The sequence below is a fragment of the Microbacterium sp. Se5.02b genome (assembly GCF_019464375.1).
GTDB lineage: Bacteria > Actinomycetota > Actinomycetes > Actinomycetales > Microbacteriaceae > Microbacterium.
This window is the reverse complement of sequence record NZ_CP080491.1, coordinates 2077942-2103293: the sequence shown is the minus strand read 5'-3', so window position 1 is coordinate 2103293 and position 25352 is coordinate 2077942. Positions and strand designations below refer to the sequence as shown.

The 25352-nt window shown below is 68.4% G+C and carries 20 protein-coding genes and 6 pseudogenes; 22 read left to right on the top strand and 4 right to left on the bottom strand.

All coding sequences use genetic code 11. The annotated features are described in order from the left end of the window. Positions 1-177 precede the first annotated feature (177 nt). Positions 178-1440, bottom strand: a complete 1263-nt coding sequence (locus K1X59_RS10405) for an aminotransferase class V-fold PLP-dependent enzyme (RefSeq protein ID WP_309491565.1) — start codon at positions 1438-1440, stop codon at positions 178-180. A gap of 140 nt (positions 1441-1580) precedes the next feature. Between K1X59_RS10405 and K1X59_RS10400 the strand changes: the two genes are divergently transcribed. The 8 genes from K1X59_RS10400 (at position 1581) to K1X59_RS10365 (ending at position 10207) form a co-directional block, all read left to right on the top strand. Continuing rightward, entirely contained in the window at positions 1581-2342 is a 762-nt protein-coding gene (locus K1X59_RS10400; RefSeq protein ID WP_183150069.1) for a YebC/PmpR family DNA-binding transcriptional regulator, read from the top strand. Between the two features lie 45 nt (positions 2343-2387). Beyond that, positions 2388-2972, top strand: coding sequence for a crossover junction endodeoxyribonuclease RuvC (gene ruvC / locus K1X59_RS10395; protein WP_220173386.1), 585 nt, complete (start codon positions 2388-2390; stop codon positions 2970-2972). A 9-nt stretch (positions 2973-2981) separates the two neighbouring features. Further along, positions 2982-3602 (top strand): Holliday junction branch migration protein RuvA, encoded by a 621-nt coding sequence (ruvA, locus tag K1X59_RS10390; protein WP_220173385.1) that lies wholly within the window; start codon positions 2982-2984, stop codon positions 3600-3602. Then, the gene (ruvB, locus tag K1X59_RS10385; protein WP_220173384.1) at positions 3595-4620 is read left to right on the top strand and encodes a Holliday junction branch migration DNA helicase RuvB; all 1026 of its coding nucleotides are present in this window, start codon (positions 3595-3597) and stop codon (positions 4618-4620) included. The genes ruvA and ruvB overlap by 8 nt, the downstream gene beginning before the upstream one ends. A 71-nt stretch (positions 4621-4691) precedes the next feature. After that, on the top strand, positions 4692-5093 hold the full coding sequence (yajC, locus tag K1X59_RS10380) for a preprotein translocase subunit YajC (RefSeq protein ID WP_396652534.1): 402 nt from the start codon (positions 4692-4694) through the stop codon (positions 5091-5093). Between the two features lie 56 nt (positions 5094-5149). Next, entirely contained in the window at positions 5150-6898 is a 1749-nt protein-coding gene (gene secD, locus K1X59_RS10375; RefSeq protein WP_183150068.1) for a protein translocase subunit SecD, read from the top strand. Continuing rightward, positions 6898-7887, top strand: coding sequence for a protein translocase subunit SecF (gene secF, locus K1X59_RS10370; RefSeq protein WP_183150067.1), 990 nt, complete (start codon positions 6898-6900; stop codon positions 7885-7887). The genes secD and secF overlap by 1 nt, the downstream gene beginning before the upstream one ends. A 67-nt stretch (positions 7888-7954) precedes the next feature. Then, on the top strand, positions 7955-10207 hold the full coding sequence (locus tag K1X59_RS10365; RefSeq protein WP_183150066.1) for a bifunctional (p)ppGpp synthetase/guanosine-3',5'-bis(diphosphate) 3'-pyrophosphohydrolase: 2253 nt from the start codon (positions 7955-7957) through the stop codon (positions 10205-10207). Here the strand turns inward: K1X59_RS10365 and K1X59_RS10360 are convergent. Beyond that, a complete protein-coding gene (locus K1X59_RS10360; RefSeq protein WP_183150065.1) occupies positions 10194-10745 on the bottom strand; it encodes a type IV toxin-antitoxin system AbiEi family antitoxin in 552 nt (183 codons plus the stop codon). The two genes, K1X59_RS10365 and K1X59_RS10360, sit on opposite strands and share 14 nt — an antisense overlap. 63 nt (positions 10746-10808) lie before the next feature. Continuing rightward, a complete protein-coding gene (locus tag K1X59_RS10355) occupies positions 10809-12161 on the bottom strand; it encodes a DUF349 domain-containing protein (RefSeq protein WP_220173383.1) in 1353 nt (450 codons plus the stop codon). A gap of 226 nt (positions 12162-12387) precedes the next feature. Here K1X59_RS10355 and K1X59_RS22855 point away from each other — a divergent pair. From K1X59_RS22855 to K1X59_RS21295, 3 genes and pseudogenes are all read left to right on the top strand, one after another. Next, positions 12388-12744, top strand: a pseudogene (locus K1X59_RS22855) (FAD-dependent oxidoreductase); the annotation flags it as partial. 71 nt (positions 12745-12815) lie between these two features. Beyond that, positions 12816-13169: pseudogene (locus K1X59_RS22850) on the top strand (FAD-dependent oxidoreductase); the annotation flags it as partial. A 67-nt stretch (positions 13170-13236) separates the two neighbouring features. After that, a complete protein-coding gene (locus K1X59_RS21295) occupies positions 13237-13626 on the top strand; it encodes a hypothetical protein (protein ID WP_258566780.1) in 390 nt (129 codons plus the stop codon). 18 nt (positions 13627-13644) lie between these two features. Here the strand turns inward: K1X59_RS21295 and K1X59_RS10340 are convergent, their stop codons facing one another. After that, positions 13645-13953, bottom strand: coding sequence for a hypothetical protein (locus tag K1X59_RS10340; protein WP_183150063.1), 309 nt, complete (start codon positions 13951-13953; stop codon positions 13645-13647). Between the two features lie 105 nt (positions 13954-14058). On the opposite strand from K1X59_RS10340, the pseudogene K1X59_RS10335 reads away from it, so the two are divergent. From K1X59_RS10335 to aroQ, 11 genes and pseudogenes are all read left to right on the top strand, one after another. Beyond that, a pseudogene (locus K1X59_RS10335) lies at positions 14059-15440 on the top strand (replication-associated recombination protein A). Positions 15441-15621: 181 nt separating this feature from the next. Continuing rightward, positions 15622-16251 (top strand): 30S ribosomal protein S4, encoded by a 630-nt coding sequence (gene rpsD, locus K1X59_RS10330; protein WP_183150062.1) that lies wholly within the window; start codon positions 15622-15624, stop codon positions 16249-16251. Positions 16252-16362: 111 nt separating this feature from the next. Then, complete coding sequence (locus tag K1X59_RS10325) at positions 16363-16551, top strand: hypothetical protein (protein WP_017202147.1); 189 nt, start codon at positions 16363-16365, stop codon at positions 16549-16551. Between the two features lie 53 nt (positions 16552-16604). Continuing rightward, positions 16605-19264 (top strand): annotated as a pseudogene (gene alaS / locus K1X59_RS10320) (alanine--tRNA ligase). After that, positions 19261-19734 (top strand): Holliday junction resolvase RuvX, encoded by a 474-nt coding sequence (ruvX, locus tag K1X59_RS10315; RefSeq protein ID WP_183150060.1) that lies wholly within the window; start codon positions 19261-19263, stop codon positions 19732-19734. Before alaS ends, ruvX begins: the two are co-directional and overlap by 4 nt. A 334-nt stretch (positions 19735-20068) precedes the next feature. Continuing rightward, on the top strand, positions 20069-21235 hold the full coding sequence (mltG, locus tag K1X59_RS10310) for an endolytic transglycosylase MltG (protein ID WP_244631866.1): 1167 nt from the start codon (positions 20069-20071) through the stop codon (positions 21233-21235). After that, positions 21220-22044 carry a shikimate dehydrogenase gene (locus tag K1X59_RS10305; protein ID WP_183150058.1) on the top strand — a complete coding sequence of 275 codons (825 nt, stop codon included), beginning with the start codon at positions 21220-21222 and terminating at the stop codon, positions 22042-22044. The genes mltG and K1X59_RS10305 overlap by 16 nt, the downstream gene beginning before the upstream one ends. 59 nt (positions 22045-22103) lie before the next feature. Continuing rightward, positions 22104-23332, top strand: a pseudogene (gene aroC / locus K1X59_RS10300) (chorismate synthase). Next, positions 23316-23836, top strand: a pseudogene (locus tag K1X59_RS22845) (shikimate kinase). The pseudogenes aroC and K1X59_RS22845 overlap by 17 nt, the downstream one beginning before the upstream one ends. Further along, positions 23833-24921, top strand: a complete 1089-nt coding sequence (aroB, locus tag K1X59_RS10290; protein ID WP_220173380.1) for a 3-dehydroquinate synthase — start codon at positions 23833-23835, stop codon at positions 24919-24921. Before K1X59_RS22845 ends, aroB begins: the two are co-directional and overlap by 4 nt. Continuing rightward, positions 24918-25352, top strand: coding sequence for a type II 3-dehydroquinate dehydratase (gene aroQ / locus K1X59_RS10285; protein WP_183150057.1), 435 nt, complete (start codon positions 24918-24920; stop codon positions 25350-25352). Before aroB ends, aroQ begins: the two co-directional genes overlap by 4 nt.

Sequence of the window (25352 nt, the reverse complement as noted above, 5' to 3'; positions counted from 1 at the left end):
GTTCCTCGACGCTAGCAGCACTCCGCGAGCGGGCCGACCGGCGAGATCACGCTCTGCGCGGTGCGGACGCCACGAGGCCCCGGATGGCGTGCACCGTGCGGTCGACGTCTTCGGCGGTCGTCGCCCATGACGACATCGAGCATCGCAATGCCGCACGACCGCGCCACTCGGCACCCGTCACGGCGGCGGTCCCCTCGTCCAGGATCGCCGCGCCGAGGGCACGGGTGCCTTCGTCGGAGTCGAGGGAGAACATGACCTGGGTGTACCCGACCTCGTTGCGGACCTCGACTCCGTCGATCGTCTCGAGACCGGCGGCCATCCGAGCGCGTTCGCATGGAGGCGATCCATCAGCGCCGCGACGCCGGACCTGCCGAGGCTGCGGAGAGCCGCCCACGCAGGCACACCCCGAGCCCGCCGTGACAGCTCGGGGGTGACGTCCCACGGGTCGAGACCCGAGTAGATCAGGTAGTCGCCGCCGGTGCGGAACGCGGCGATCGAGTCTGCGGGGTCGCGCACGATCGCCATGCCGCAGTCGTACGGGACGTTCAGCGTCTTGTGCGCGTCGGTGGCCCAGGAGTCGGCGGCGGCGATCCCTTCGGTCAGATGGCTCAAGGAGGGTGCTGCCGCCGCCCAGAGCCCGAATGCCCCGTCGATGTGCACCCAGGCGCCATGGGCGTGCGCGATCGCGGTGAGAACGTCGAACTCGTCGAACGCCCCTGTGTGCACCTCGCCCGCCTGCAGGCACACGATGAGCGGACCCTCTCCGTCGGCGAGTGCGGGCTCGAGTGCGTCGGCGCGCATCCGCCCCTGGTCGTCGGACGGGACCACGATCAGCTCAGAGCGTCCGATGCCGAGGAATCGCGCCGCGCGGTCGATCGATCCATGACGGTCGGAGCCCACGACGAAGCGCATTCGGGGTGCGTCGCGCATCCCGCTCTCCGCGAGGTCCCATCCGGCGCGGGAGAGCACGGCCTGCCGGGCGGCGGCGAGGCAGGTGAAGTTCGCGAGCTGGCCGCCCGTGACGAATCCGACGCTGGCCGTCGGAGGGAGGCCGAAGAGGTCGAGCATCCACTGCCCTGCGATGCGCTCCATGGCGACCGTCGCGGGGGCCAGCATGGATGATCCGGAGTTCTGGTCCCACGCGGAGACGAGCCAGTCGGCGGCGAGTGCGGCAGGGTATGTCCCGCCGATGACGAAACCGAAGAACCGCCCGCCGGGGATGGCGACCAGTCCGGGATCGGCGTTCTCCGCGATCTCCTCGATCACCTCGGCAGGGTCGATCCCCGTTTCGGCGAGCGGCCCGCCGAATGCGGCGAGCATGTCATCGAGAGAGGCTCGAGGCCAGACCGGGCGCTCGTCGACGGAGTCGAGGAATCGCAGGGCCGCATGATGGGCCGTCTCGAGTGCGTGCGCTCTGTCGTCAGGAGAGTTGCCGGTCATGTCTCAGGACTACACCTGCACGCGTCGGGACACCAGGGGATGAGCGCCCTCATACGGCGCCATTCGGGCGGCTGCGGCGATTCGATAGAATGGACGACGCCCTGGGCACGCTCCGGGGCGGATACGACGAGCGGAGACTTATGTCCGGGCATTCCAAGTGGGCGACCACGAAGCACAAGAAAGCCATCATCGACTCCAGGCGCGCGAAGTCCTGGGCCAAGCTCATCAAGAACATCGAGGTCGCGGCCAAGCTCGGCGGGCCTGATCTCGCGGGCAACCCGACTCTGTTCGATGCGGTGCAGAAGGCGAAGAAGACCTCGGTCCCCAAGGACAACATCGACCGCGCGGTCAAGCGCGGTGCGGGCATCGGCGGTGAGGCCGTCGAGTACCTCTCGATCATGTACGAGGGCTACGGACCCAACGGGGTCGCCCTCATGATCGAGTGTCTGACCGACAACAAGAACCGTGCGGCCGCCGAGGTGCGTACCGCTCTCAGCCGCAACGGCGGCACTCTTGCCGACCCCGGCAGCGTCGCCTACAACTTCAGTCGTAAGGGCGTCATCGTCGTCGGCTCCGAGGGCACGACCGAAGACGACGTCATGATGGCGGCGCTCGAGGCCGGCGCCGAGGAGATCGAGCCGCACGCCGAGGGCTTCGAGATCGTCACAGAGGCGACCGACCTGGTCGCCGTCCGCACGGCGCTGCAGGAAGCAGGCATCGACTACGAGTCGGCGGACGTCGAGTTCGTCCCCAACCTCAAGGTCGAGATCGACGCCGACACCGCACGTAAGATCTTCCGGCTCATCGACGCGCTCGAAGACAGCGAGGACGTGCAGAACGTGTTCACCAACTTCGACCTCACCGCAGAGGTGCAGGCGGAGTTGGAGAACGACGACGCGTAGGCGCGCCGGACGGCCCCTGTCGGCGCTGCGGCCTAGCCTGAGGGGATGACCTCCTCTCTGCGCGTGCTCGGCATCGACCCGGGCCTCACGCGGTGCGGGGTCGGCGTGGTCGATGTCGATCGCTCGCGTCGCGGCACCCTGGTGCACGTCGGAGTGATCCGCTCGTCGCCGGATGCCGAGCCCGGCGATCGTCTCGCCATCGTGGCGGCTGGCATACGCGCCGTGATCGCCGAACACCGCCCCGATGCCGTCGCGGTGGAACGGGTGTTCGCCCAGCAGAACACCCATACGGTGATGGGCACCGCGCAGGCGAGTGGTGTCGCGCTGCTGGTCGCCGCCGAGTCGGGGCTCCCCGCGGCCACCCATACGCCGAGCGAGGTGAAGGCGGCGGTGACCGGCTACGGCGCGGCCGACAAGCGACAGGTGCAGACGATGATCGCGCGGATCCTGCGGCTCGACGCCCTGCCGCAGCCGGCAGACGCCGCCGATGCTCTCGCCATCGCTCTGTGTCACGCGTGGCGTCGCGGAGGGCCGGCAGCGGCGGGGCAGGGGGCGCTGACTCCCGCGCAGCGCGCGTGGGCGGATGCCGAGAAGCGTGTCGCTCGAACATATCTACGAGCGACGCCGTAGGCTGGCACGATGATCTCCTCACTGCACGGTGTCGTCCTGCATGCGACAGCCGATCAGGTCGTCATCGATGTGGGTGGAGTCGGATTCTCCGTCGCGGTCCCTGCCGATGTCGCGCACACGGCGGCCGTGGGGGAGAAGATGCTCCTTCACACGAGCCTCATCGTCCGCGAAGACGCTCTCTCGCTGTTCGGCTTCGCCGATCGGGGTGAACTGGAGATCTTCGGTCTGCTGATCAGCGTCACCGGAGTGGGGCCCAAGTCTGCTCTCGGCGTGCTCTCACACCTCACCGCGGAGCAGATCGCCGAAGCCGTGACGGCGGAGGACGACGCTCCGTTCCGACGAGTGTCCGGCATCGGGCCGAAGACCGCCAAGCTCATCGTCGTGCAGCTCGCGGGAAAGGTGCAGGCCCTCGCCGCCGCTCCGAAACCCGCCGCTTCGGGCGGGACGGACGTCGTGACCCAGGTGGCGGCGGCCCTGATCGGTCTGGGCTGGTCGGAGAAGGTGGCCACCGAGGCCGCCGTCCAGACCGCTGCCGATGCGACGGAGTCCGAGCGTGCCTCGGTGGCATCGCTCCTCCGACGCACTCTCGCCCTGCTCGGACCGGCACAGGGGGGTCAGGCACGTGTCTGATCCGCTCGACGCCACCGAGCCCTCCGACGAGACCGAGCTCGCGATCGAGGGCGCGCTGCGGCCGACGAGCCTCGGTGACTTCGTCGGTCAGCAGAAGGTGCGCGGCCAACTGCAGCTGCTGTTGGATGCTGCGCGCATCCAGAGCCGGCCCGCCGACCACATCCTGCTCGCCGGTCCTCCGGGGCTCGGGAAGACGACTCTCGCGATGATCGTGGCCCACGAGAGCGAGCGGCCGCTGCGGCTGTCGAGCGGGCCCGCGATCCAGCATGCGGGCGACCTCGCCGCGCTGTTGTCGAGCCTTGTGCCCGGTGAGGTCCTCTTCATCGACGAGATCCATCGCATGGCCCGCTCCGCCGAGGAGATGCTCTATCTGGCGATGGAGGATTACCGGATCGACATCATGGTCGGCAAGGGTGCGGGCGCCACGAGCATCCCGCTCGAACTCTCGCCCTTCACCCTGGTGGGTGCGACGACGCGCTCCGGCCTGCTGCCGAACCCCCTTCGCGACCGGTTCGGCTTCACCGGACACCTCGAGTTCTACGAGGAGTCGGAACTCGAGCAGGTCATCGCCCGTTCCGCCGCCGTGCTCGGTGTCGATCTGCCGACCGACTCGCTCTCCGAGATCGCGCGACGCTCACGGGGGACACCCCGGATCGCCAACCGTCTGCTCCGCCGGGTGCGTGACTACGCGCTGGTGCACGGCGGGGGAGCAGCGGACATCCACGACGTCCGTGCGGCACTCGAGCTGTACGACGTCGACGCCATCGGTCTCGATCGGCTGGACCGTGCGGTCCTGGATGCGCTCGTCCGTCGATTCCGGGGCGGCCCCGTGGGCTTGAGCACGCTCGCTGTCGCCGTCGGCGAAGAGGCGGAGACCGTGGAAAGCGTGGTGGAACCGTATCTCGTGCGCATCGGCTTCCTCGGGCGCACTCCGCGTGGGCGTGTGGCGATGCCCGAGGCGTACGCCCATCTCGGTATTCCGCATCCGGACGGGATGCTTAAGTTGGATGACCTATAATCGCTGAAGACTTCCCGGTTATCTTCGCGCGCCCAAAGGCTGGAGCGTGCACCTGAGAAAGGCGCTACCTCATGCCCATGGAATTCCTGCTCTTCGGACTTCTCGCCGTCCTCCTCGTCTTCATGATCTTCAACACGCGCAAGCGCACGAAGCAGATGAAGGCTGAGCAGGAGGAGAAGGCGACCAAGACGGTGCCCGGCGCCAAGGTGCTCCTCCAGGGCGGCATCTACGGGACGATCGTCTCCTACGACCCCGAGGACCTCGACACGCCTGCCCTGGTCGAGATCGCTCCGGGCACGATCATCGACGTGCACAGCCAGGCCATCCTGCGCGTCGTCGAGCCCAAGGACGCGGTCGTCGAGGCGCCGGTCGACGCCACCGACGAGCCCGCGCTCGACGAGTCGGTCGCTCCGGCCGTCGAGACCCCGGAGGAGACGCGCGCCCGGCTCGAGCGCGACGCCGACGACAAGTGACCTCGCGGCCGACGCGGCCTCTTCGGATCTCCGTCCTTCCAGAAAGCTGAACACACGTGGCTTCATCCTCTCCCGTCCGTCACGCCTGGCGGGTCCTTCTCGGCCTGCTCCTCGTGACGGGCGTGCTCTTCGGCATCAACTCCCTCGGCGTATTCGTCTTCACCGACAGCGAGGGCGCGCCGGCGAGCTCCTGGACCCCCGAGCTCGCGCTCGACCTCCAGGGTGGCACGCAGATCGTCCTGAGCGCCGAGACGGAGGACGGAACGGCTCCTACGCAGGAGCAGCTCGACCAGGCCGCGGCGATCATCCGCCAGCGCGTGGATGCGTCGGGTGTGGCGGAAGCCGACATCACGACCGAGGGCGGACAGAACATCGTCGTCCAGATCCCCGGCGAGGCGGACGCGCAGACGCGTGAGCGCATCCAGGCCAGCGCACAGCTCGAACTGCGGCCGGTTCTCTACACGGACGCCGCCGGCACCGAGTTCGTGGGCGAGGACGGGAACTCCACTCCGTTCCCGACTCCGGATCCGACTCTCAACGCCACGCCGACGGCCGAGCCGACCGACGCGAGCGACCTGTCCTGGGTGACGGAGAAGCTCGCGGCGGAGTTTCAGGCCTACGACTGTGCGAACCCCGACAACGACCCGTCGCGCGAGCCGAAGGATCAGCCGGTCGTCGCCTGTTCGCCGGACGACGCGCAGAAGTTCCTGCTCGGGCCCACGGAGCTCGACGGCACCGCGATCACCGATGCCTCCGCCGGTCGTGACCAGAAGTCCGGCGCCTGGATCGTGCAGCTGACCATGAACGGCGAGGGCGGAGACGCCTTCGGCAAGGTCAGCACACGCCTGAACCAGAACCGCATCGACGGCCTGTCGCCCCGCGACCAGTTCGCGTTCGTTCTCGACGGCGACGTGATCAGCGCACCGCGTATGAACGGCGTGATCCTGGACGGCCGCCCCAGCATCTCGGGGAGCTTCACGCAGGAGACGGCGACCACCCTTGCCGACCAGTTGAAGTTCGGTGCTCTGCCGCTCAGCTTCACCGTGCAGAGCTCCGACACCATCTCCGCCACGCTCGGGACCCAGCAGCTCCAGATCGGCTTGATCGCCGGACTCATCGGTCTCGCGCTGGTCGCGATCTACTCCCTCATCGTGTACCGCGCGCTGGGCTCGGTGATCATCGCGTCGATCGCCGTGATGGCCGTGCTGACGTACATCATCATCTGCATCCTGGCGTGGCGTATCGGCTTCCGCCTCTCGCTCGCCGGTGTCGCGGGTCTGATCGTTTCGATCGGGTTCACCGCGGACTCGTTCATCGTCTACTTCGAACGAATACGAGACGAACTCCGCGACGGCAAGTCGATCACCGCGGCCGTGGAAGACGGCTGGGGCCGCGCGAAGCGGACCATCTACATCTCGAAGTCCATCAACATCCTCGCGGCGCTGGTGCTGTACATCCTCGCCGACGCCACGGTGAAGGGCTTCGCGTTCACGCTCGGTCTCACGACGCTCATCGACGTCTTCATCTTCGTGATCTTCACGCACCCGGTGATGCAGCTGCTCGCGCGCACCCGGTTCTTCGGCGGGGGGCACAAGCTCTCCGGACTCGATCCCGAAGCGCTCGGCGCCGTCTACCGCAGCCGCTCTCAGTTCCGTGAGGTGGCCACGGCCTCCGCAGGGCGCGGAGCGCGGAACGCACGATCCCGCGGTGAGGCCGACCGCAGGCAGACCATCGCGGAACGCAAGCGCGCCGAAGCGCTCGCGGGCGACAAACCGAACAATGCCGGAAGCGAGGGAGACGCCTGATGCCTTCCATGAATGAATTCGGCAACAACCTGTACTCGGGGAAGACCTCCTTCCCGTTCGTGGGCAGGCGCCGTCTGTGGTTCATCATCGCGATCGTCCTGGTCGTCGGGTCCGCTCTCGTGCCCCTGTTCCGCCCCGTGCAGTTCTCCATCGAGTTCACCGGCGGGTCGCAGTTCACCGTGCAGGCGCCGGACAGCGTCGACCAGGACACGGCGACCGAAGCCGTGCAGTCCGTCGTCCCCGGCGCCGCCACCAAGGTCGTCGTCGTCAACGACACGGACATCCGCGTCCAGACGGATCAGATGAGTGCGGCCGAGACGCAGCAGGTCGCAGACGCACTCGCCGATGCCTATGGCGTCGAGCCGGGTGACGTCACATCGTCCTTCATCGGACCGGCCTGGGGCGAGAACGTCACCAAGCAGTCGCTGTGGGGCCTCGCGATCTTCCTGGCCCTCACGTTCCTCATCCTCGCGATCTACTTCCGCACGTGGAAGATGTCGGCCGCCGCGATCATCGGACTCCTCGACGTCCTGGTGATCACCGTCGGCGTCTACGCGCTGGCCGGCTTCGAGATCTCGCCCGCGGCGGTGATCGGCTTCCTGACCATCCTCGCGTACTCGCTGTACGACACCACCGTGGTGTTCGACAAGATCCGAGAGAACACGACGGAGGACGGGGAGAAATCCGCGCGCCTCTTCGGCGAATCCGTGAACCTCGCGGTCAACCAGACGCTCGTGCGTTCCATCAACACGTCGGTCGTCGCGGCTCTTCCGGTCGGTGCGGTGCTCTTCATCGGCGCCTTCTGGCTCGGGGCGGAGTCGCTCACCGATATCTCGCTCTCGATCTTCGTCGGCATCCTGGTGGCTACCTACTCCACGCTGTTCGTCGCGGCTCCGCTGTACTCGCTGTTCCGCGAGAACGAGCCACAGCTGAAGGAGCGGGACGCGCGCATCCGCGAGGCTCGCAGTCGCGCGTCCGTCGACGCCTGAACGACGCCCAGGGCGGGGCCGAGCCCTGCTCCACACGCGTAGGATGAACTGATCGGGAGGTGAGTTGATGGCGGAACCGCAGACGTCATCGCAGGGTTCGAGTCTGCGACGACTGGTTCCCCGCATCTTCTCCCGCGCGTCGAGGATCAACGACCTCGACAACCTGATCCGCACGGTCCGCGTCAACCACCCCAAGGGCGACTTCTCCGTGATCGAGCGCGCGTACGCGGTCGCGAAAGAGAAGCACGAGGGCCAGAAGCGCCAGAGCGGCGAGCCGTACATCACGCACCCGCTCGCGGTCGCTCAGATCCTCGCGGAGCTCGGTCTCGGTCCACGGGCGATCGCCGCGGCGCTGTTGCACGACACGGTCGAAGACACGGGGTACGCCCTCACCGATCTCACGGCGGAGTTCGGCGACGAGGTCGCGATGCTCGTCGACGGCGTGACCAAGCTCGACAAGGTCAAGTACGGCGAGAGCGCTCAGGCCGAGACCGTGCGCAAGATGATCGTCGCGATGTCGAAAGACATCCGGGTGCTGCTCATCAAGCTCGCCGACAGGCTGCACAACGCGAGGACATGGGGCTTCGTCCCGCCTGAGAAGGCGTCGAAGAAGGCCAAGGAGACCCTCGAGATCTACGCCCCACTGGCGAATCGCCTCGGAATCCAGGCGATCAAGTCGGAGCTCGAGGACCTCTCCTTCGCGGTGCTCCATCCGAAGATCTACAACGAGATCCACAGCCTCATCGCGCAGCGCACTCCCCAGCGCGAGAAGTACCTGAACCAGGTGGTCGAGGAGATCGACGAAGACCTGCGCGATCTCCGCATCCGCGGCAAGGTGGTCGGCCGCCCGAAGCAGCTCTACTCGGTCTACCAGAAGATGGTCATCCGCGGCCGCGAGTTCGACGACATCTACGACCTGATCGGCATCCGGGTGCTCGTCGCCTCCGTGCGCGACTGCTACGCCGTGCTGGGTGCCATCCATGCACGGTGGACGCCGCTGCCTGGTCGTTTCAAGGACTACATCGCCACGCCGAAGTTCAACCTCTACCAGTCGCTGCACACCACGGTGATCGGCCCCGCCGGGCGCACGGTCGAGATCCAGATCCGCACGCACGAGATGCACCACCAGGCCGAGTACGGCGTCGCAGCGCACTGGATGTACAAGGAGCGCATGAACGGCGGGGGCAAGACGGAGGTGCGTGCCTCCGACACCGACATGGCGTGGCTCGCGCACATCTCCGACTGGCAGGCGGAGACCGCCGACCCCGGTGAGTTCCTCGACTCCCTCCGTTTCGAGATCGGCGCGAAAGAGGTCTACGTCTTCACTCCGAAGGGTCGGGTGATCGGCCTCCCCTCCGGCGCCACGCCGGTGGACTTCGCCTACGCCGTGCACACCGAGATCGGCCACCGCACGATGGGGGCCAAGGTGAACGGCCGCCTCGTGCCGCTCGAGTCGGAACTCAAGAGCGGTGACGTGGTCGAGGTGTTCACCTCGAAGAACCCGGACGCCGGTCCCAGCCAGGACTGGCTCGGTTTCGTCGCCAGCACGCGCGCCCGCAACAAGATCCGCGGATGGTTCACGAAGGAACGGCGGGAGGAGGCGATCGAGCAGGGCAAGGAGGCGATCGCCCGCGCGATGCGTCGCCAGAACCTGCCGCTGCAGCGCCTGATGAGCCAGGACTCGTTCGCCGAGGTGGCCAGGGGCCTGCACTACGAAGACGTCTCGGCGCTCTACGCCGCCGTCGGCGAAGGACATGTCTCGACCCAGTCGGTGTTGGAGAAGGTCACCGCACTCGTGGCGGCGAACGATCCCACGACGGGGGCGATCGACCTTCCCGGCAGCGTGCAGACCCGCGAGCCCCGTTCCGGGGATTCGGGTGTGCTGGTGCGCGGTGCCAACGACATCCTCGTCAAGCTCGCGAAGTGCTGCACTCCTGTTCCCGGTGATCAGATCGTCGGGTTCGTGACGCGCGGCAGCGGTGTCTCCGTCCATCGGGCGGACTGCGTCAACGTGAAGGCCCTCAGCTCGGAGCAGGACCGCTTTGTCGACGTCTCGTGGGCGCCGACCACGAAGAGCGTGTTCCGTGTGCAGATCCAGGTCGAAGCGCTGGACCGCTCCGGCCTGCTCTCGGATGTCACGCGTGTACTCAGCGAACACCACGTCAACATCCTCTCGGCGACGGTCTCGACGACCGATGAGCGATTGGCGTTGAGCCGGTTCGTGTTCGAGATGGGCGATGCCGTGCATCTGGACCGTGTGCTCAACGCGGTGCGGAGAATCGACGCCGTGTACGACGTCTACCGCGTCACCTCCTCCTGACCGAGACCCGCCGCAACGCCGACAGCCCGGCTCGACTTCCCGGCACGCGCCTCAACTCGTGGAGCGCGTCCGCTGCGGCATCCGCGACATCGGGGAAGACGATCGCAAGGCGGTGCATCCACACCAGGACCCGAGGATCTCGATGCAGCGTCGTGGCGAGGTCGAGCATCGTCCGTACGGGTCGGGACACCGCGATGCCGCCGACCGTGGCGATGTCTGCCGCGGGGAGCACCGTGTCGTGGAAGACGAGTCGAGAGCTGGTGCCGAGGCGTATCCTGCGGTCGATGCTGCGCTTGACGTGATGCACCGCTGGTGGGGCATCACCTGCACCGTGGACCCATGCCGCCGTCTGGTGCGACGCCGCGGTGCCGGGACGGATCAGTGCGGCGATGCTGCTCGCTCGGACGTCCGGTGCCTCCACCAGGTCGGCGGGGACGTATGCGTCGCCCATCTCGACCACGTGGCCGTCGATGCGCGCGGCGCTGAGTTCGCTCTGGCTCAATCGCTCGCCGGGCAGATAGAGGAACGCGGGGTGCACCACGCCAGTCTGGCGCAGCGCACCCCGCGTGCTCGATGGTCGCGGAGACCTGTGGAGAAGTGATCAGCCGCCGAGGGCACTCAGCCAGGCGCGACGGGCTTCGAGCGCGTCAGCGGCGGCCTTCGCGGCCTTCTTGTCTCCGGCCTTCTCGGCCGCGGCGACCTCGGCCTCGAGCTTCTCGATCGCCTCGAGAAGCTGCGAGCTCATGTCGTTCGCGCGTGCCTTGGTCTCGGGGTTGTTCCGCTTCCAGTCGACGTCTTCGCGGCCCTTCAGCGCCTGTTCGATCGCCCGGAGCTTGTCGTCGAGGGCCCGCTCCTTCTCCCGAGGGAAGATGCGGCCGATCTCGTCCCACTGACGCTGGATCCGCGTCAGAAGCGCGCGAGCACGCTTGATGTCGGATTCGTCGGCGACAGCCTTCGCCTCCTCGAGAAGCGCCTGGCGTGCCTCGATCTTCGGAGCGGAGTCGGCCTCCTCGGCAGCGGCCTGTTCTGCCCGTGCCGCGTAGAGGGCATCGCCCGCGGCCTTGAACCGTGCCCAGAGGGCGTCGTCCGCCTTCCGACCAGCGCGTCCGGCAGCCTTCCACTCGTCGAGAAGGGTGCGGTAGGCGGGGATGCCGTCCGTTCCGCGAGGAGCCAGAGCTTCGGCGCGCTCGACGAGTCGTGTCTTCGCATCCCGGGCACTCTTGTGCGCGTCGTCGAGCTCGGAGTAGAACGCGCGCCGCTGCTTGTCCACGACAGCCCGCGCGTCGCGGAACCGTTTCCAGAGCTGCTGCGAGATCCCCTTGGAGAGCCGGGGGCCGCCCTGCTGCTGGGCCTGCCAGGCGTCGAACAGCTCGCCGAGCTCGGCCGTGACCTGCTTCCACTGCACCTTGCTGAGGTCGCGCGCCGCGATGGCTTCGGCCTGTTCGACGAGAGCGGTGCGGTCGGCGATCGCCTTGTCGACGAGTTCCTTCGCCTGCTGCGCCTCCTGCTCCGTCGCTTCGGAGAGCGAGGCGGTGAGTGCGTTCAGACGCTCGCGGAGGCCCGCCAGGTCTCCGACGGCGGCGGCGTCGGTCGCCTCGTCGATGAGGTGCCCTGCCTGCTTCGCAAGATCGCTCGCAGAGGCGCCGCCGGACTGCTGACGCTGTTCCAGGGCGCGCACCTTGAAGGCGATGTCGTCGAACTTGCGCACGAAGTAAGCGAGCGCTTCTTCGGGGGTGCCATCCGGGTACTGGCCGACGACACGCCAGGTCTCGCCTTCGCGGACCTCCACGGTGCCGTCGTCGGAGACGCGGCCCCATTCGGCGGATGTCGATGACGCGGCCGGGACCGGAGCGACGGACGCGACGGCAGCCGGACTCGGCGCCTTTCGCGGCATCGGCACGGCCGGCGGTGCGGGGACGGGGGGAGTCGGCTTCGAGGGCTCGTTGGCAGACACGTGATTCTCCTTGCGCGGTCAGGCCGCGGGAGGCGGAAAGGACGAGGCTCAGCCTAGTACGCCCGACCGGAAGCCGTCGGATCGTCTCGTCCGATGACCGAGCACCCTCGTCCAGGAGCGTCGCAGATCGTTCACCCGCAGGAAACACATTCCGTGACATTCGGGAAACACGACGCGCATAGCGTCAGGGGCGACGGCATGACCGCCGGTGAAAGGAGCTGCCCTGATGTCGACCCGACCGTCACCCCTCGAGATCGTCGTCGTCGGAGCGGGGATGGCCGCGCAACGGTTCGTCGCGCGGCTCGTGGCGTCAGAGTCGGCGCCGGTGCGTGTCACGGTGATCGGGGATGAGAATCGCCCGCCGTACGACCGCACCCGGTTGCGTGAGCTGTTCCTCGGCGCCGCGGCAGGCGACCTCCGGTTGCCGTGTCCGGCATTCGAGGACGACCGGGTCTCCGTGATCCTGGACGACCGTGTGCTGCGCATCGACCGTCGTGCGAAGACGGTGCGTACGCGATCCCGTCGCGTGTACAGGTACGACATGCTGGTTCTGGCGACGGGGGCGTACTCCGCCAGGGTCGCGGTCGAGGGGCGGCGCTGCCTGGGTGCTTCGCCTACCGGACGATCGACGACGCGAAAGATCTGCGACGGTTCGTGCGGACCCGCAGCGACGAACTGGGACGCTCTCTCCGCGGCGTGGTCGTCGGCGGTGGTCCTCTCGGGCTCGAGGCGGCGGGGGCGTTGCAGACGATGGGGATCGCCGCGACCGTCGTCCAGTATGCGGAGCGACTGATGGATGCGCAGCTCGACGTCACAGCGGGAAGCATCGTCAAGCGGCATCTCCAGGCGCGGGGCATCGCCGTCCGCACGGCCACCAGGGTGACCAGGATCGACCCGGACGAGTCCGGAGCCGTCACGGCGATCGAGTTCCAGGACGGATCGTTCCAGAGGGTGGACGTCGTGGTGTTCACGGTCGGGATGCGGGCGCGTGACGAGCTCGCCCGCAATGCCGACATCGAGGTCCACCCGCGCGGGGGCGTCGTGATCGACGAAGGATGCCGTACCGGACGCCGCCGTGCTCGCGATCGGCGACGTCGCCTGTTTCGAGGGTCGTCGCGCGGGTCGTACCGGTGCGGCCTACGACATGGCGGAGGTCGCAGCCGAACGACTGCTCGGCGGTACGCGGTCGTTCATCGGATCGGACGAATCGGCGGCGGCGACCGTGGCAGGGGTCGAGGTCGCGAGCTTCGGTGATGCGTTGACACGGACACCGGATGCCGTGGACGTGCTCTACGCCGATCCCGTCGCGGGCGTCTACCGGAAGCTGGTGCTCGCCGAAGATGCGCACACCCTGCTGGGCGGGATCCTGGTGGGAGACGCGTCGGCGTACGGCGCACTTCGCACACTCGTCGGCGCCCGTCTGGAAGAGGACCCCGCGTCCTACGTGCTTCCCGTGCGGGGCTAGAGCCGCCAGGACGCTCGGCTATCCGGCCGGAGTCTCCGTGCTGTCGGGGAGCGGTGTCTCGGTCGGCGTCGCGGAAGGGTCGACTGAGGGAGTGGGCTCCGGTTCCACGGTCGGCGTCGGGGTCGGCTCGGGTGCGGTCACCTGAGCGTGCACGACCTGGCTGCCGATCGCAGCGACCACGATGAGGCCGCCGGCGATCGCGGCGATCGTGTTGTCGCGGACGCGACGTCGGATCTGCCCCTCATGCCATTGCGTGCGGGCGGTGTGCAGTCGCGCGCGCTCCGCCGAGGTGCGCGCCTGTGCGTTCTTCGAACCGCGTGCGGCCATGCCCTGGATCTCCCATCCCGACGCCGGTGCGCGACGTCGGGAGAGAGCCTACCGGGACGTCGGTGCGTTGCCCGAAGTGTCGGCAGCCGCCGGTAGCCTGGAGGGATGACGTCCCCTGCCGCGCTGCTCTCCGGGCAGACGCCTCTCGCCGTGCGCATGCGTCCGGTCTCGCTCGACGAGGTCGCGGGGCAGCGCCACCTTCTGCGCGCAGGTTCTCCCATCGTCGCCCTCGCCGATCCGGAGGCGAATTCGCCCGGTGCGGTGTCGATCATCCTCTGGGGTCCGCCCGGCACGGGGAAGACCACCCTCGCTCAGGCGATCGCCCGCTCGTCGGGGCGCCGGTTCGTCGAGCTCTCGGCGATCACCGCGGGGGTCAAGGACGTGCGAGAGGTGATGCAGGAGGCGATCACGCAGCGTGATCTGTACGGGCAGACGACGATCCTCTTCCTCGACGAGATCCACCGCTTCACGAAGGCGCAGCAAGACGCTCTGCTTCCCGGCGTCGAGAACGGCTGGGTCATCCTCATCGCCGCGACCACGGAGAACCCCTCGTTCTCGGTGATCTCGCCGTTGCTGTCGCGCTCACTGCTGCTGACGCTCCAGCCGCTCACCGACGACGACATCGGTGTGCTCGTCGACCGCGCCGTCTCGGATGCGCGCGGACTCAACGGCGCCGTCGTGCTGAGCGACGAAGCGCGGGCGTCGCTGGTCCGCCTCGCCTCCGGTGACGCGAGGCGCGCGCTCACCGGGCTCGAGGCCGGAGCGGCGGTCGCGCTCTCTCATGCGACCTCGGCCGAACGCGACGCCGGAGAAGACGAGGGCGATGCGACGGCCGAGGGCGGGGGAGTCGTACCGGAGGTCTCGGCCGACGACGTCGCGCAGGCGGTCGACAAAGCGCTGCTGCGCTACGACCGGCAGGGCGATGAGCACTACGACGTGATCAGCGCGTTCATCAAGTCGATCAGGGGCTCCGACCCCGATGCGGCGCTGCACTACCTCGCGCGCATGATCGAGGCAGGAGAAGACCCGCGCTTCATCGCGAGGCGTCTCGTGATCTCCGCCTCCGAAGACGTGGGGCTCGCCGACCCCAGGCCCTCGGCATCGCGGTCGCCGCCGCCGACGCGGTCGCGTTCATCGGCATGCCCGAGGGGCGCATCCCGCTCGCCGAGGCTACGGTCTACCTCGCGACCACGGCGAAGTCCAACGCCGCGTACGTCGGCATCGATGCCGCGATCGCGGACATCCGCGCCGGCGGCTTCGGGCGCGTCCCGTTGCACCTGCGCGATGCGCACTACCCCGGCGCGAAGCGGCTGGGACACGGTCGCGGTTATCGGTACTCGCACGACAGCGAGTACGGCATCGTCCCGCAGCAGTACCTGCCGGACGAGCTCGACGGCAAGCACTACTACGAACCCAAGAACCTCGGCGCCGAGCGCGACATCGGCTCACGGCTCGAACGCATCCGCCGGATCCTCGGCGACCGCTGAGGGCGCGATCGGCGCGGGAATCACGATCTGTTAGACTTGAGCGGCTCGAAACCGAGTTTTCGGGCATCTCCTCGTTCACACCACACCTTGCTGGCGCCCCGGCGTGCGCTCCAAGGCAGAACGCGGACGATACGTCCGTGAGTCGTGAAAGACGCGACCACGTCATCGGAAGGATAACTTCGTGACCACGAAGTCCCAGGACCGCCGCAAGGTGCGTCTCAGCCGCGCCCTCGGCGTCGCTCTCACCCCGAAGGCCGCCCGCTACCTCGAGAAGCGTCCCTACGCTCCGGGCGAGCACGGCCGCACCAAGCGCAAGGCAGACAGCGACTACGCCGTCCGTCTGCGTGAGAAGCAGCGTCTGCGCGAGCAGTACGGCATCCGCGAGAAGCAGATGCGCAACACGTTCAACGAGGCCCGTCGTCACGACGGTCTGACCGGTGAGAACCTGGTCGAGCTGCTCGAGATGCGTCTCGACGCGCTCGTGCTGCGTTCGGGCTTCGCCCGCACCACCGCGCAGGCTCGCCAGCTCGTCGTGCACCGTCACATCCTCGTCGACGGCCAGCTCGTCGACCGCCCGTCGTTCCGCGTGAAGCCGGGTCAGCTCATCCACGTCAAGGCCAAGAGCGAGGGCACCGAGCCCTTCCAGGTGGCAGCAGCCGGCGGTCACGCCGAGGTCCTGCCCCCGGTTCCCGGCTACCTCGAGGTCGAGCTCGACAAGCTCCAGTCGCGTCTGGTTCGTCGTCCGAAGCGCGCTGAGGTCCCCGTGACCTGCGAAGTGCAGCTCGTCGTCGAGTACTACGCGGCTCGCTGATCCAGCGACAGAGAACACAGGCAGGAGGCGTCGGGGATTCCCGACGCCTCCTGTCGTTTCCGCATACGATGGAGGCACCGCGCCCTCGCGGGTAAAGGCAAGGATGGCGACATGAAGAACGTGCTGTGGTTCCTGATCGGCGTGATCGGCGGCTTCGTCGCGGCTCACTTCATGAACAAGGACCCTCGCGGCCACGACATCCTCGCCGAGGTCGATGCCAGGATCAACGGGTTCACCGCGATCCTCGGCGATGCCTACCGCGAGCAGGAGGCACGGCTCACGGAGCCGGGCGACAACTGAACCACCGCAGCGCTCCGGCGCGGCATCTTCACGCAAGGACACCCGGCACCCCTATGAAAACTGCGGAGATCGCGCAGCGTTACCTCGACTTCTTCGAGAAGAACGACCACCTCATCGTCCCCTCGGCCTCTCTCGTCAGCGATGACCCGTCGCTGCTGTTCACGGTCGCCGGGATGGTGCCGATGATCCCGTATCTCACGGGTGTCGTCCCCGCCCCGCATCCGCGCATCGCCGATGTGCAGAAGTGCATCCGCACCAACGACATCGAAGAGGTCGGTCGCACCGCGCGTCACGGCACGTTCTTCCAGATGCTCGGCAACTGGTCGTTCGGCGACTACTTCAAAGAAGGCGCGATCCGCTACGCCTGGGAGCTGTTGACGAGCTCCGAGTCCGACGGCGGTCTCGGCTTCGACGAGAAGGACCTCTGGGTCACCGTCTATGAGACCGACGACGAGGCCGAGGCGATCTGGCGCGACATCATCGGCTTGAAGCCCGAGCGCATCCAGCGTCTCGGGCGTGCGGACAACTACTGGAACACCGGGCAGCCCGGCCCAGGCGGCCCCGACTCCGAGATCTTCTTCGACCGGGGTCCTGCGTACGGCAAGGACGGCGGTCCCGCGGTCGACGACTCCCGGTTCCTGGAGATCTGGAACCTCGTGTTCATGCAGGACTTCATCGAGAACATCCGCAGCAAGACCGAGTTCGACATCGTCGGCGAGCTGCCGATGAAGAACATCGACACCGGCATGGGCCTCGAGCGCGTCGCGTTCCTCAAGCAGGGCGTCGACAACATGTACGAATCCGACCAGGTGCGTCCGGTGCTGGACCGCGCCATCGAGCTCTCCGGTCGCCGCTATGGAGCGGTGCATGAAGACGATGTCCGCTTCCGCGTGGTCGCCGACCATGTGCGCTCCTCGCTCATGCTGCTCTCCGACGGCGTACGCCCCTCCAACGAGGGACGCGGATACATCCTCCGGCGCCTGATGCGTCGCACTGTTCGCGCGATGCGTCTTCTCGGCGTCGACGAGCCGGTGTTCCCCGAGCTGTTCGCCTCGTCGCGTGACGCCATGAAGTCGGCGTACCCGGTTCTCGAGAAGGACTGGTCGGTGCTGTCCGCGTCGGCGTTCGCGGAGGAGGAGACCTTCCGCCGCACGCTCGCCTCCGGGTCGACCATCCTCGACCTGGCACTCGACGAGACGAAGAACCGCGGCGGCAAGACCCTTAGCGGACCTGAGGCCTTCCTGCTGCACGACACCTACGGCTTCCCGATCGACCTCACCCTCGAGGTCGCAGAGGAGGCCGGCCTCGACGTCGACCGCGCGGCCTTCGACTCGCTCATGCAGGAGCAGCGGCAGCGCGCCAAGGACGACGCCCGCAACCGCAAGCGTCAGCTCGCCGACGTGTCGGTCTACCGTGACCTGCGCGCGCAGGGCGAGACCGGCTTCGACGGCTACACCGCGCTCGAGGTCGAGTCTCGTGTGATCGGACTCCTCGTCGACGGTGTTCCGGTCCGCAGCGCATCCGAGGGGCAGATCGCCGAGGTCGTGCTCACCGAGACCACGCTCTACGCGGAGTCCGGCGGGCAGGTCGCCGACAAGGGCACCATCGTCGGACCCGGCTACGAGCTCGAGGTGCTCGACGTGCAGAAGCCAGTGCCCGGATTGATCAGTCACACGGTCGAGGTCGCGCGCGGAAGCGTGGCGATCGACGACGTCGCGACGACGATCGTGGATGCGGCCAATCGCCGGGCCGCACGCCAGGCCCATTCCGCGACGCACCTGGTGCACGCGGCTCTGCGCGACACGCTCGGCCCGACCGCGACGCAAGCGGGCTCCCTGAACCGTGCCGGCTACATGCGCTTCGACTTCTCCTGGTCGCAGGCGCTGTCCGTCGACACCCGCAGTGAGATCGAGGACATCACCAACCGTGCGGTCCAGGATGCCCTCGAAGTGACCACGCGCATCGTGTCGCTCGACGAGGCGAAGGAAGCCGGAGCCATGGCGCTGTTCGGCGAGAAGTACGGCGATGTCGTGCGCATGGTCGACATCGGCGGCCCGTGGTCGCGTGAACTCTGCGCCGGAACCCACGTGAGCACGAGCGCGGAGATCGGTCTGGTGAGCCTGGTCGGAGAGTCGTCCGTCGGAGCCTCGAACCGCCGTATCGAGGCTCTCGTCGGCGCGGATGCGTTCCGCGAACTCGCCGCCGAGCGCGCGATCGTGTCGCAGCTCACCAGTTCGCTGAAGACCCCGCGCGAGCAGCTGCCGGAGCGGATCGCCGACCTCACCGCGAGCCTGAAGGCGGCAGAGAAGCGCATCGCGCAGTTCGAGGCGAAGGAGCGCGCGGGACAGGTCCCTGCCATCGTCGAGGCTGCGACGCGAGTCGGTCCGTTCCGTCTGGCGTCGCAGAGCCTGGGCGAGGTGGCGTCGGCAGACGACGTGCGCGATCTCGTGAACGGTGTCCGCGATCGCCTCGGATCCGATGCAGCGGTCGTCGCGCTCGGCGCCGTCGTCGGTGGCCGCCCGGTCGTGGTCGTGGCGACCAACGATGCTGCGCGGGCCTCCGGAGCGAAGGCCGGTGCGCTGGCGAAGCGTGCCGCAGGCGTGCTCGGCGGCGGGGAGGCGGTCGCGATGACGTCGCTCAGGGCGGCGGCTCCGACGCAGCGGCTCTGCCGGCTGCGTTGGACGCCATCGCGCAGGAGCTGCGCCTCGCGTGAGCGGCTTCCGCCGCGGGGTGCGGCTCGGCATCGATGTCGGCAGGGCGCGGGTCGGAGTCGCACGCTGCGATCCCGACGGGATGCTCGCGGTTCCGGTGGAGACCGTGCCGCGCGACGAGGCGTCGATCGACCGCATCCTGCAGATCGCGGGCGAGTATGACCTGCTGGAGTTCGTGGTCGGATTGCCGGTCAACATGCAGGGCGCCGACACTCTCTCGACCATCGACGCGCGGGACTTCGCTGCGGCTCTGCACCGGCGCAGCGGGGTTCCCGTCCGGCTGGTCGACGAGCGGCTGAGCACGGTGACGGCGCACGCGGCGTTGCGCAGTTCCGGGAGATCTCAGAAGAAGTCTCGTAGCATTGTGGATCAGGTCGCCGCCGTGGTGCTTCTGCAGCAGGCGATCGACATGGAGAAGAGCACCGGAAACCCGGCCGGTGCCATGATCCCGTCCGACGAGGAGCCCGCCTGACGATGTCCGAACGTGACAGCGCTACCCCCCGGCACGACCCCGAATCGCGCTTGGGCGACCTGTTCGAGAACCTCCCGGAGCCGACTCGACAGATCCCGACCGTCGACAACAGCGCGCCTGCGCCAGGATCGCGCCGCGCCGCCCGCGAAGCAGCAGCGGGTGCGCCAGGATCGGCCCCGAGCCGTCCCCGGTACCGGTGCGGGCCTCCGCCGACGGCGCCATCCCTTCGAATGCCGGAGGCCCGTCGCCGATCCCGGTCCGTGCGTCCGCCGACGCTGCGGACACTCCCACCCGTGCCGTTCCCCGGATCCCGTCCGAGGCGTCGGCCCCCACCGTGTCCGACGCTCCCGAGCCGGTCATCGGCGGTGGATTGGACGACCTCTTCGCCCCGCACGACGACCACGTCGACACGACGCCGAAGAAGAAGCGCCGCAAGGGATGTCTGATCGCCCTGATCATCGTCCTTGCGATCCTCGGCGGCATCGCGGCCGCCGGGGTGTGGGTGGCGAACACGTACGGCGACAAGATCGCCGACGCGATGGGGTGGGGCGAGCCGAAGGACTGGGAGCCGGGGTTGGCGACCGGTGAGGCCTTCGTCACGATCAAGAGCGGCGACACGGGCTCTCCGGTGTCGAGCGCGCTCTACGAAGCGGGCGTCACGAAGACCGAGGACGTGTTCTACGACTACCTCGTCGACGAGAACGTCGCCGTGACCTTCTACCCCGGCGTGTACCGGCTTCAGCAGAAGATGACGGCCGAGGCCGCTCTCGCGGCTCTGCAGGACGACGGAAACAAGATGGCGAACACGGTGCTGATGTCGGAGGGGGCGACGATCGTCTCGTCGCTGCCCACGATGGCCGACACGCTCGGCATCCCCCTCGCCGACTTCGAGGCCGCGGTCAAGGACCCTTCCGTGTACGGCGTCGACGCGCCGAGCCTCGAAGGCTGGCTGTTCCCGGCGAAGTATGAGTTCGATCCCGACGTCACCGCGACCCAGGTGATCCAGCGCATGGTGGACCGGACGCGCGAGTCGCTCACGAAGGCCGGCGTGCCGGAGGGGGACGCGCAGCGCGTGCTGACGATCGCCTCGATCATCCAGCGTGAGGGCCGGACGGATGACTTCGCGAAGGTCTCGCGGGTGATCCAGAATCGCCTCGACATCGACATGAAGCTGCAGATGGACTCGACGGCGCAGTACGGCTACGGCACCTTGCACCAGGGTGTCGTGTCCAGCTCGGCCGAGGCATTGGAAGATCCCAACGAGTGGAACACGTACTACCACACGGGCCTTCCGGCTACTCCGATCGCGAGTTCGAGCGATGCGGCGATCGATGCCGCGATGCACCCGGCGGACGGACCGTGGCTGTATTTCGTGACGGTCAACCTGGCCACGGGTGAGACGCAGTTCTCCGAGACCTACGAGGAGCATCTCGCCGGCGTCGAGAAGTGGCGTGCGTGGTGCCGAGACAACCCGGACAACGGCGGATGCGCGGCAGGCTGACCGGGAACCGACTCGCCGTCTGGGGCGACCCGATAGCGCACTCCAAGTCCCCGGATCTGCACGCGGCCGCCTATCGCGTGCTCGGACTGGACTGGGAGTACGGTCGGCGGCAGGTGTCTGCCGAGGCGTTCCGCTCCACGGTGGGCGCACTCGACGCGACGTGGCGTGGCCTCTCGCTCACGATGCCGTTGAAGGAGGAGGCGTTCCGAGTCGCCGCAACGAAGGATCGCCACGCGGAACTCAGCGGGGCGGTCAATACGCTGCTCCTCGGCGACGCTCCCGTCGGCTTCAACACCGACGTCGGCGGCATCGTCGATGCGCTGGGCGAAGCGGGAATCACCCGGGTCGGATCCGTGCGCATCCTCGGTGCGGGAGCGACGGCGGCGTCTGCGCTCGTCGCGGCGGCCGAGATGGGCGCGACCCATGTCGAGGTGCGAGCTCGGCGGCCGGAGCGTGCCGCCGGACTGCGGGCCCTCGGTGCCCGTTCCGGCGTCGTCGTGGACACCAGCTCGCTCGACGACGTACCGGCGGCCGTCGAGCTGACGATCGCCACGTTGCCCAGCGGCACGGAGCTCCCCATCGATTCCGCCTCCGCGCTGGCAGAGACCGGCGGCGTGCTGTTCGACGCGGCCTACGCGCCGTGGCCCTCGGCGCTCGCGTCGCGGTGGGGCGATGGCACCGTCGTATCCGGACTCGGGATGCTCCTGCATCAGGCTGTACGTCAGATCCGCATCTTCCGCCACGGCGACCCCACGATCGCGCTCCCCGGCGAGCAGGCGGTTGTCTCCGCCATGCGCGCCGCACTCTGACCTGCACCGAGGACGAAACGCGGCGCAGCGGGCACCCGAACCCGTGGGAGACTGGAGCAATGCTCCGCGTGCTCACGGCCGGCGAATCGCACGGCCCAGAACTCATCGCCGTCATGGAGGGTCTGCCCTCCGGCGTCCCGGTCTCGTCCGAGGCCATCCAGGCCGACCTCGCACGACGCAAGCTCGGTTACGGCCGCGGCTCGCGCATGAAGTTCGAGCAGGACGAGCTCACCGTCTCCGGCGGCGTCCGTCACGGCAAGAGCCTGGGCAGCCCGATCGCGCTGCGCATCGGCAACACCGAGTGGCCGAAGTGGATCGAGGTCATGAACCCCGAGCCCGTCGACCTGACCGACAAGTCACGCGGGCGCAGCGCCCCGCTCACGCGTCCTCGCCCGGGGCATGCCGACCTCGTCGGTATGCAGAAGTACGACTTCGACGAGGCGCGTCCGATCCTCGAGCGCGCGAGCGCTCGGGAGACGGCCGCGCGCGTCGCCCTCGGAGCGATCGCCCGGTCGTTCCTCGACGAGCTGGGCATCCGCCTTGTGAGCCACACGCTGTCGATCGGCCCGGTCCAGGTGCCCGCGGGCTCTCCGCTGCCGACGCCGGACGACGTCGAGGCCCTCGACGCCGACCCGCTGCGGTGCTTCGACCCCGCGACGTCCGCTCTGATGGTAGCCGAGGTCGATGACGCCAAGAAGGACGGCGACACGCTCGGCGGCATCGTCGAGGTGCTCGCCTACGGCCTGCCGCCGGGACTCGGGTCGCACGTGCACTGGGACCGTCGTCTCGATGCGCGGCTCGCGCAGGCGCTCATGAGCATCCAAGCCATCAAGGGCGTCGAGGTGGGCGACGGCTTCGAGACCACGCGACGCCGTGGATCGGCCGCGCATGATGAGCTGTTCGCGACCGCCGACGGCATCACTCGAGGCTCGGATCGGGCGGGCGGCACCGAGGGGGCATGTCGACGGGGACCGTGCTGCGCGTCCGCGCGGGGATGAAGCCGATCGCCACCGTCCCGCACGCGCTGCGCACGATCGACATCGCGACGGGCGACGACGCGACCGCCCACCATCAGCGCTCCGACGTGTGCGCCGTTCCCGCTGCCGGTGTGGTCGCCGAGGCCATGGTGGCGGTCGAACTCGCGAACGCCGTGCTCGAGAAGTTCGGGGGCGACAGCATCCGCGAGACGCGACGCAACCTCGAGGGATACCTCGACGGCATCCCGGCGGAGCTGCGTACGACACCGGCGTCCGAGGCGGCGCTCATCGCGCATGACGAGCGCGGCTGATCCGCTGACGCTGGTGCTGGTCGGCCCGATGGCCGCCGGCAAGACCAGCGTCGGTCGCCGCGTCGCGCGTCGGCTCGGCGTCGCCTTCATCGACACCGACAAGCGCATCGTCGCCGAGCACGGTCCCATCCCCGGCATCTTCGCCGAGCAGGGGAGGCCTACTTCCGCGACCTCGAGCGGGCGGCCGTGGCCGAGGCGCTCTCCGACGGCGGTGTGATCTCGTTGGGCGGGGGAGCAGTCACCCAATCCGGAACCCGTGATCTGTTGAAGGATCATCCGGTCGTGTTCCTCACGGTCAGCCCTGAGGCGGTGGCCGACCGGCTGCGGGGCAGCAACCGCCCCCTGCTGGCCGGGGAAGAGGATCCGGTGGAGCGGTGGAAGAAGATCTTCGAGGACCGTCGGGGGTGGTACGCCGAGGTCGCCTCGACGACCTTCGACACCTCGCGTCGTCCGATGCAGAAGATCGCGGACGAGATCGTGGCATGGAGGAGAGAGCAGCGATGAGCACGACGACCATCAGCGTCACCGGGAACGACGCCTACGGCATCACGATCGGACGGGGAGTCCTCGACCGGGTATCGGCGGCCCTCGCGCCAGGAGTGCGCAAGATCCTGGTCGTGCACCCGCCGACGCTCGCCGCACGCGCGGCCGAGCTCCGCGATCGGCTGCTCGCCGACACGGCAGACGGCCCGCGCGAGGTGCTGCTCGCCGAGATCCCTGACGCGGAGCAGGGGAAGCGCATCGAGGTCGCGGCGTTCTGCTGGCAGGTGATGGGGCAGGCGGACTTCACGCGCAGCGATGCCGTGGTCGGTTACGGCGGGGGAGCGGTGACCGACCTCGCCGGGTTCGTCGCCGCGACCTGGCTTCGCGGCGTGCAGCTGGTCCAGGTGCCGACCACGGTGCTCGGCCTCGTCGATGCCGCGGTCGGCGGCAAGACGGGTGTGAACACGGCCGAGGGCAAGAACTTGGTCGGTGCCTTCTGGGCGCCGAGCGCCGTGATCGGCGACCTCGACGAGCTCGCGAGCCTCAGCCCGAACGAGGCGACAGCGGGCTTCGCGGAGGTCGTCAAGGCGGGGTTCATCTGGGCGCCCGAGATCCTCGACATCGTGGAAGCCGATCCGACGCGCGCTGTCGACACCACCACCGAGGAGTTCCGTCGCGCGGTGGAGCTCGCCATCGACATGAAGGCGAAGGTCGTCTCGGACGATTTCCGTGAGGCGGGGCTGCGCGAGATCCTCAACTACGGACACACGCTCGGCCACGCGATCGAGCACGCGGAGCGGTACCGCTGGCGACACGGTGCCGCGATCTCGGTGGGCATGCTGTACGCCGCCGAGCTGTCGCGTCTCGCCGGCCGACTGTCGGATGCCGCCGCGGAACGACACCGCACCATTCTCGAGTCGCTGGGCCTTCCGACCTCGTACCGGGCCGGCGCGTGGCCGCAGCTGCTGGCGACGATGCAGCGCGACAAGAAGAGCCGCGGCGGGATGCTGCGGTTCATCCTGCTCGACGACATCGCGAAGCCGACCGTGCTGCAGGCGCCCGATGAGTCGCTGCTCTTCGCCGCGTATCAGGAGGTCGGAGCGTGACACGTCGCATCCTGCTGGTCAACGGGCCGAACCTGAACCTGCTGGGCACGCGGGAGCCGGAGGTCTACGGCACGTCGACCCTCGCGGACGTCGAGCGCATCACCGCCGACGCGGCAGCGGAGTTCGGCTTCGAGGTGCGCGCGGTGCAGAGCAACCATGAGGGCGTGCTGATCGATGCGATCCACGCGGCGCGCGGCGAGTGCGAGGCGATCGTGATCAACCCGGGCGGCCTCACCCACACCTCGGTCGTGCTCCGCGACGCGCTCACCGGGGTGTCGCTCCCGTTCGCCGAGGTGCACATCTCGGATGTCTACGCGCGTGAGGAGTTCCGTCACCACTCGTACCTGCACGATGTCGCAGCGGTGCGGGTCATCGGGCGAGGCGTCGACGGGTACCGCGATGCGGTGCGGGATCTGATCGCGCAGCTCTGA

What these genes read in the sequence shown, in the direction of transcription:
- K1X59_RS10305 (WP_183150058.1), top strand. Translation starts at nt 21,220, where the DNA reads ATGCGCGGCAGGCTGACCGGGAACCGACTCGCCGTCTGGGGCGACCCG.
- ruvC (WP_220173386.1), top strand. Translation starts at nt 2,388, where the DNA reads ATGACCTCCTCTCTGCGCGTGCTCGGCATCGACCCGGGCCTCACGCGG.
- K1X59_RS10405 (WP_309491565.1), bottom strand. Translation starts at nt 1,440, where the DNA reads ATGACCGGCAACTCTCCTGACGACAGAGCGCACGCACTCGAGACGGCC.
- secF (WP_183150067.1), top strand. Translation starts at nt 6,898, where the DNA reads ATGCCTTCCATGAATGAATTCGGCAACAACCTGTACTCGGGGAAGACC.
- K1X59_RS10325 (WP_017202147.1), top strand. Translation starts at nt 16,363, where the DNA reads ATGAAGAACGTGCTGTGGTTCCTGATCGGCGTGATCGGCGGCTTCGTC.
- K1X59_RS10400 (WP_183150069.1), top strand. Translation starts at nt 1,581, where the DNA reads ATGTCCGGGCATTCCAAGTGGGCGACCACGAAGCACAAGAAAGCCATC.
- yajC (WP_396652534.1), top strand. Translation starts at nt 4,692, where the DNA reads ATGCCCATGGAATTCCTGCTCTTCGGACTTCTCGCCGTCCTCCTCGTC.
- ruvA (WP_220173385.1), top strand. Translation starts at nt 2,982, where the DNA reads ATGATCTCCTCACTGCACGGTGTCGTCCTGCATGCGACAGCCGATCAG.
- aroB (WP_220173380.1), top strand. Translation starts at nt 23,833, where the DNA reads ATGAGCACGACGACCATCAGCGTCACCGGGAACGACGCCTACGGCATC.
- K1X59_RS10365 (WP_183150066.1), top strand. Translation starts at nt 7,955, where the DNA reads ATGGCGGAACCGCAGACGTCATCGCAGGGTTCGAGTCTGCGACGACTG.
- K1X59_RS10340 (WP_183150063.1), bottom strand. Translation starts at nt 13,953, where the DNA reads ATGGCCGCACGCGGTTCGAAGAACGCACAGGCGCGCACCTCGGCGGAG.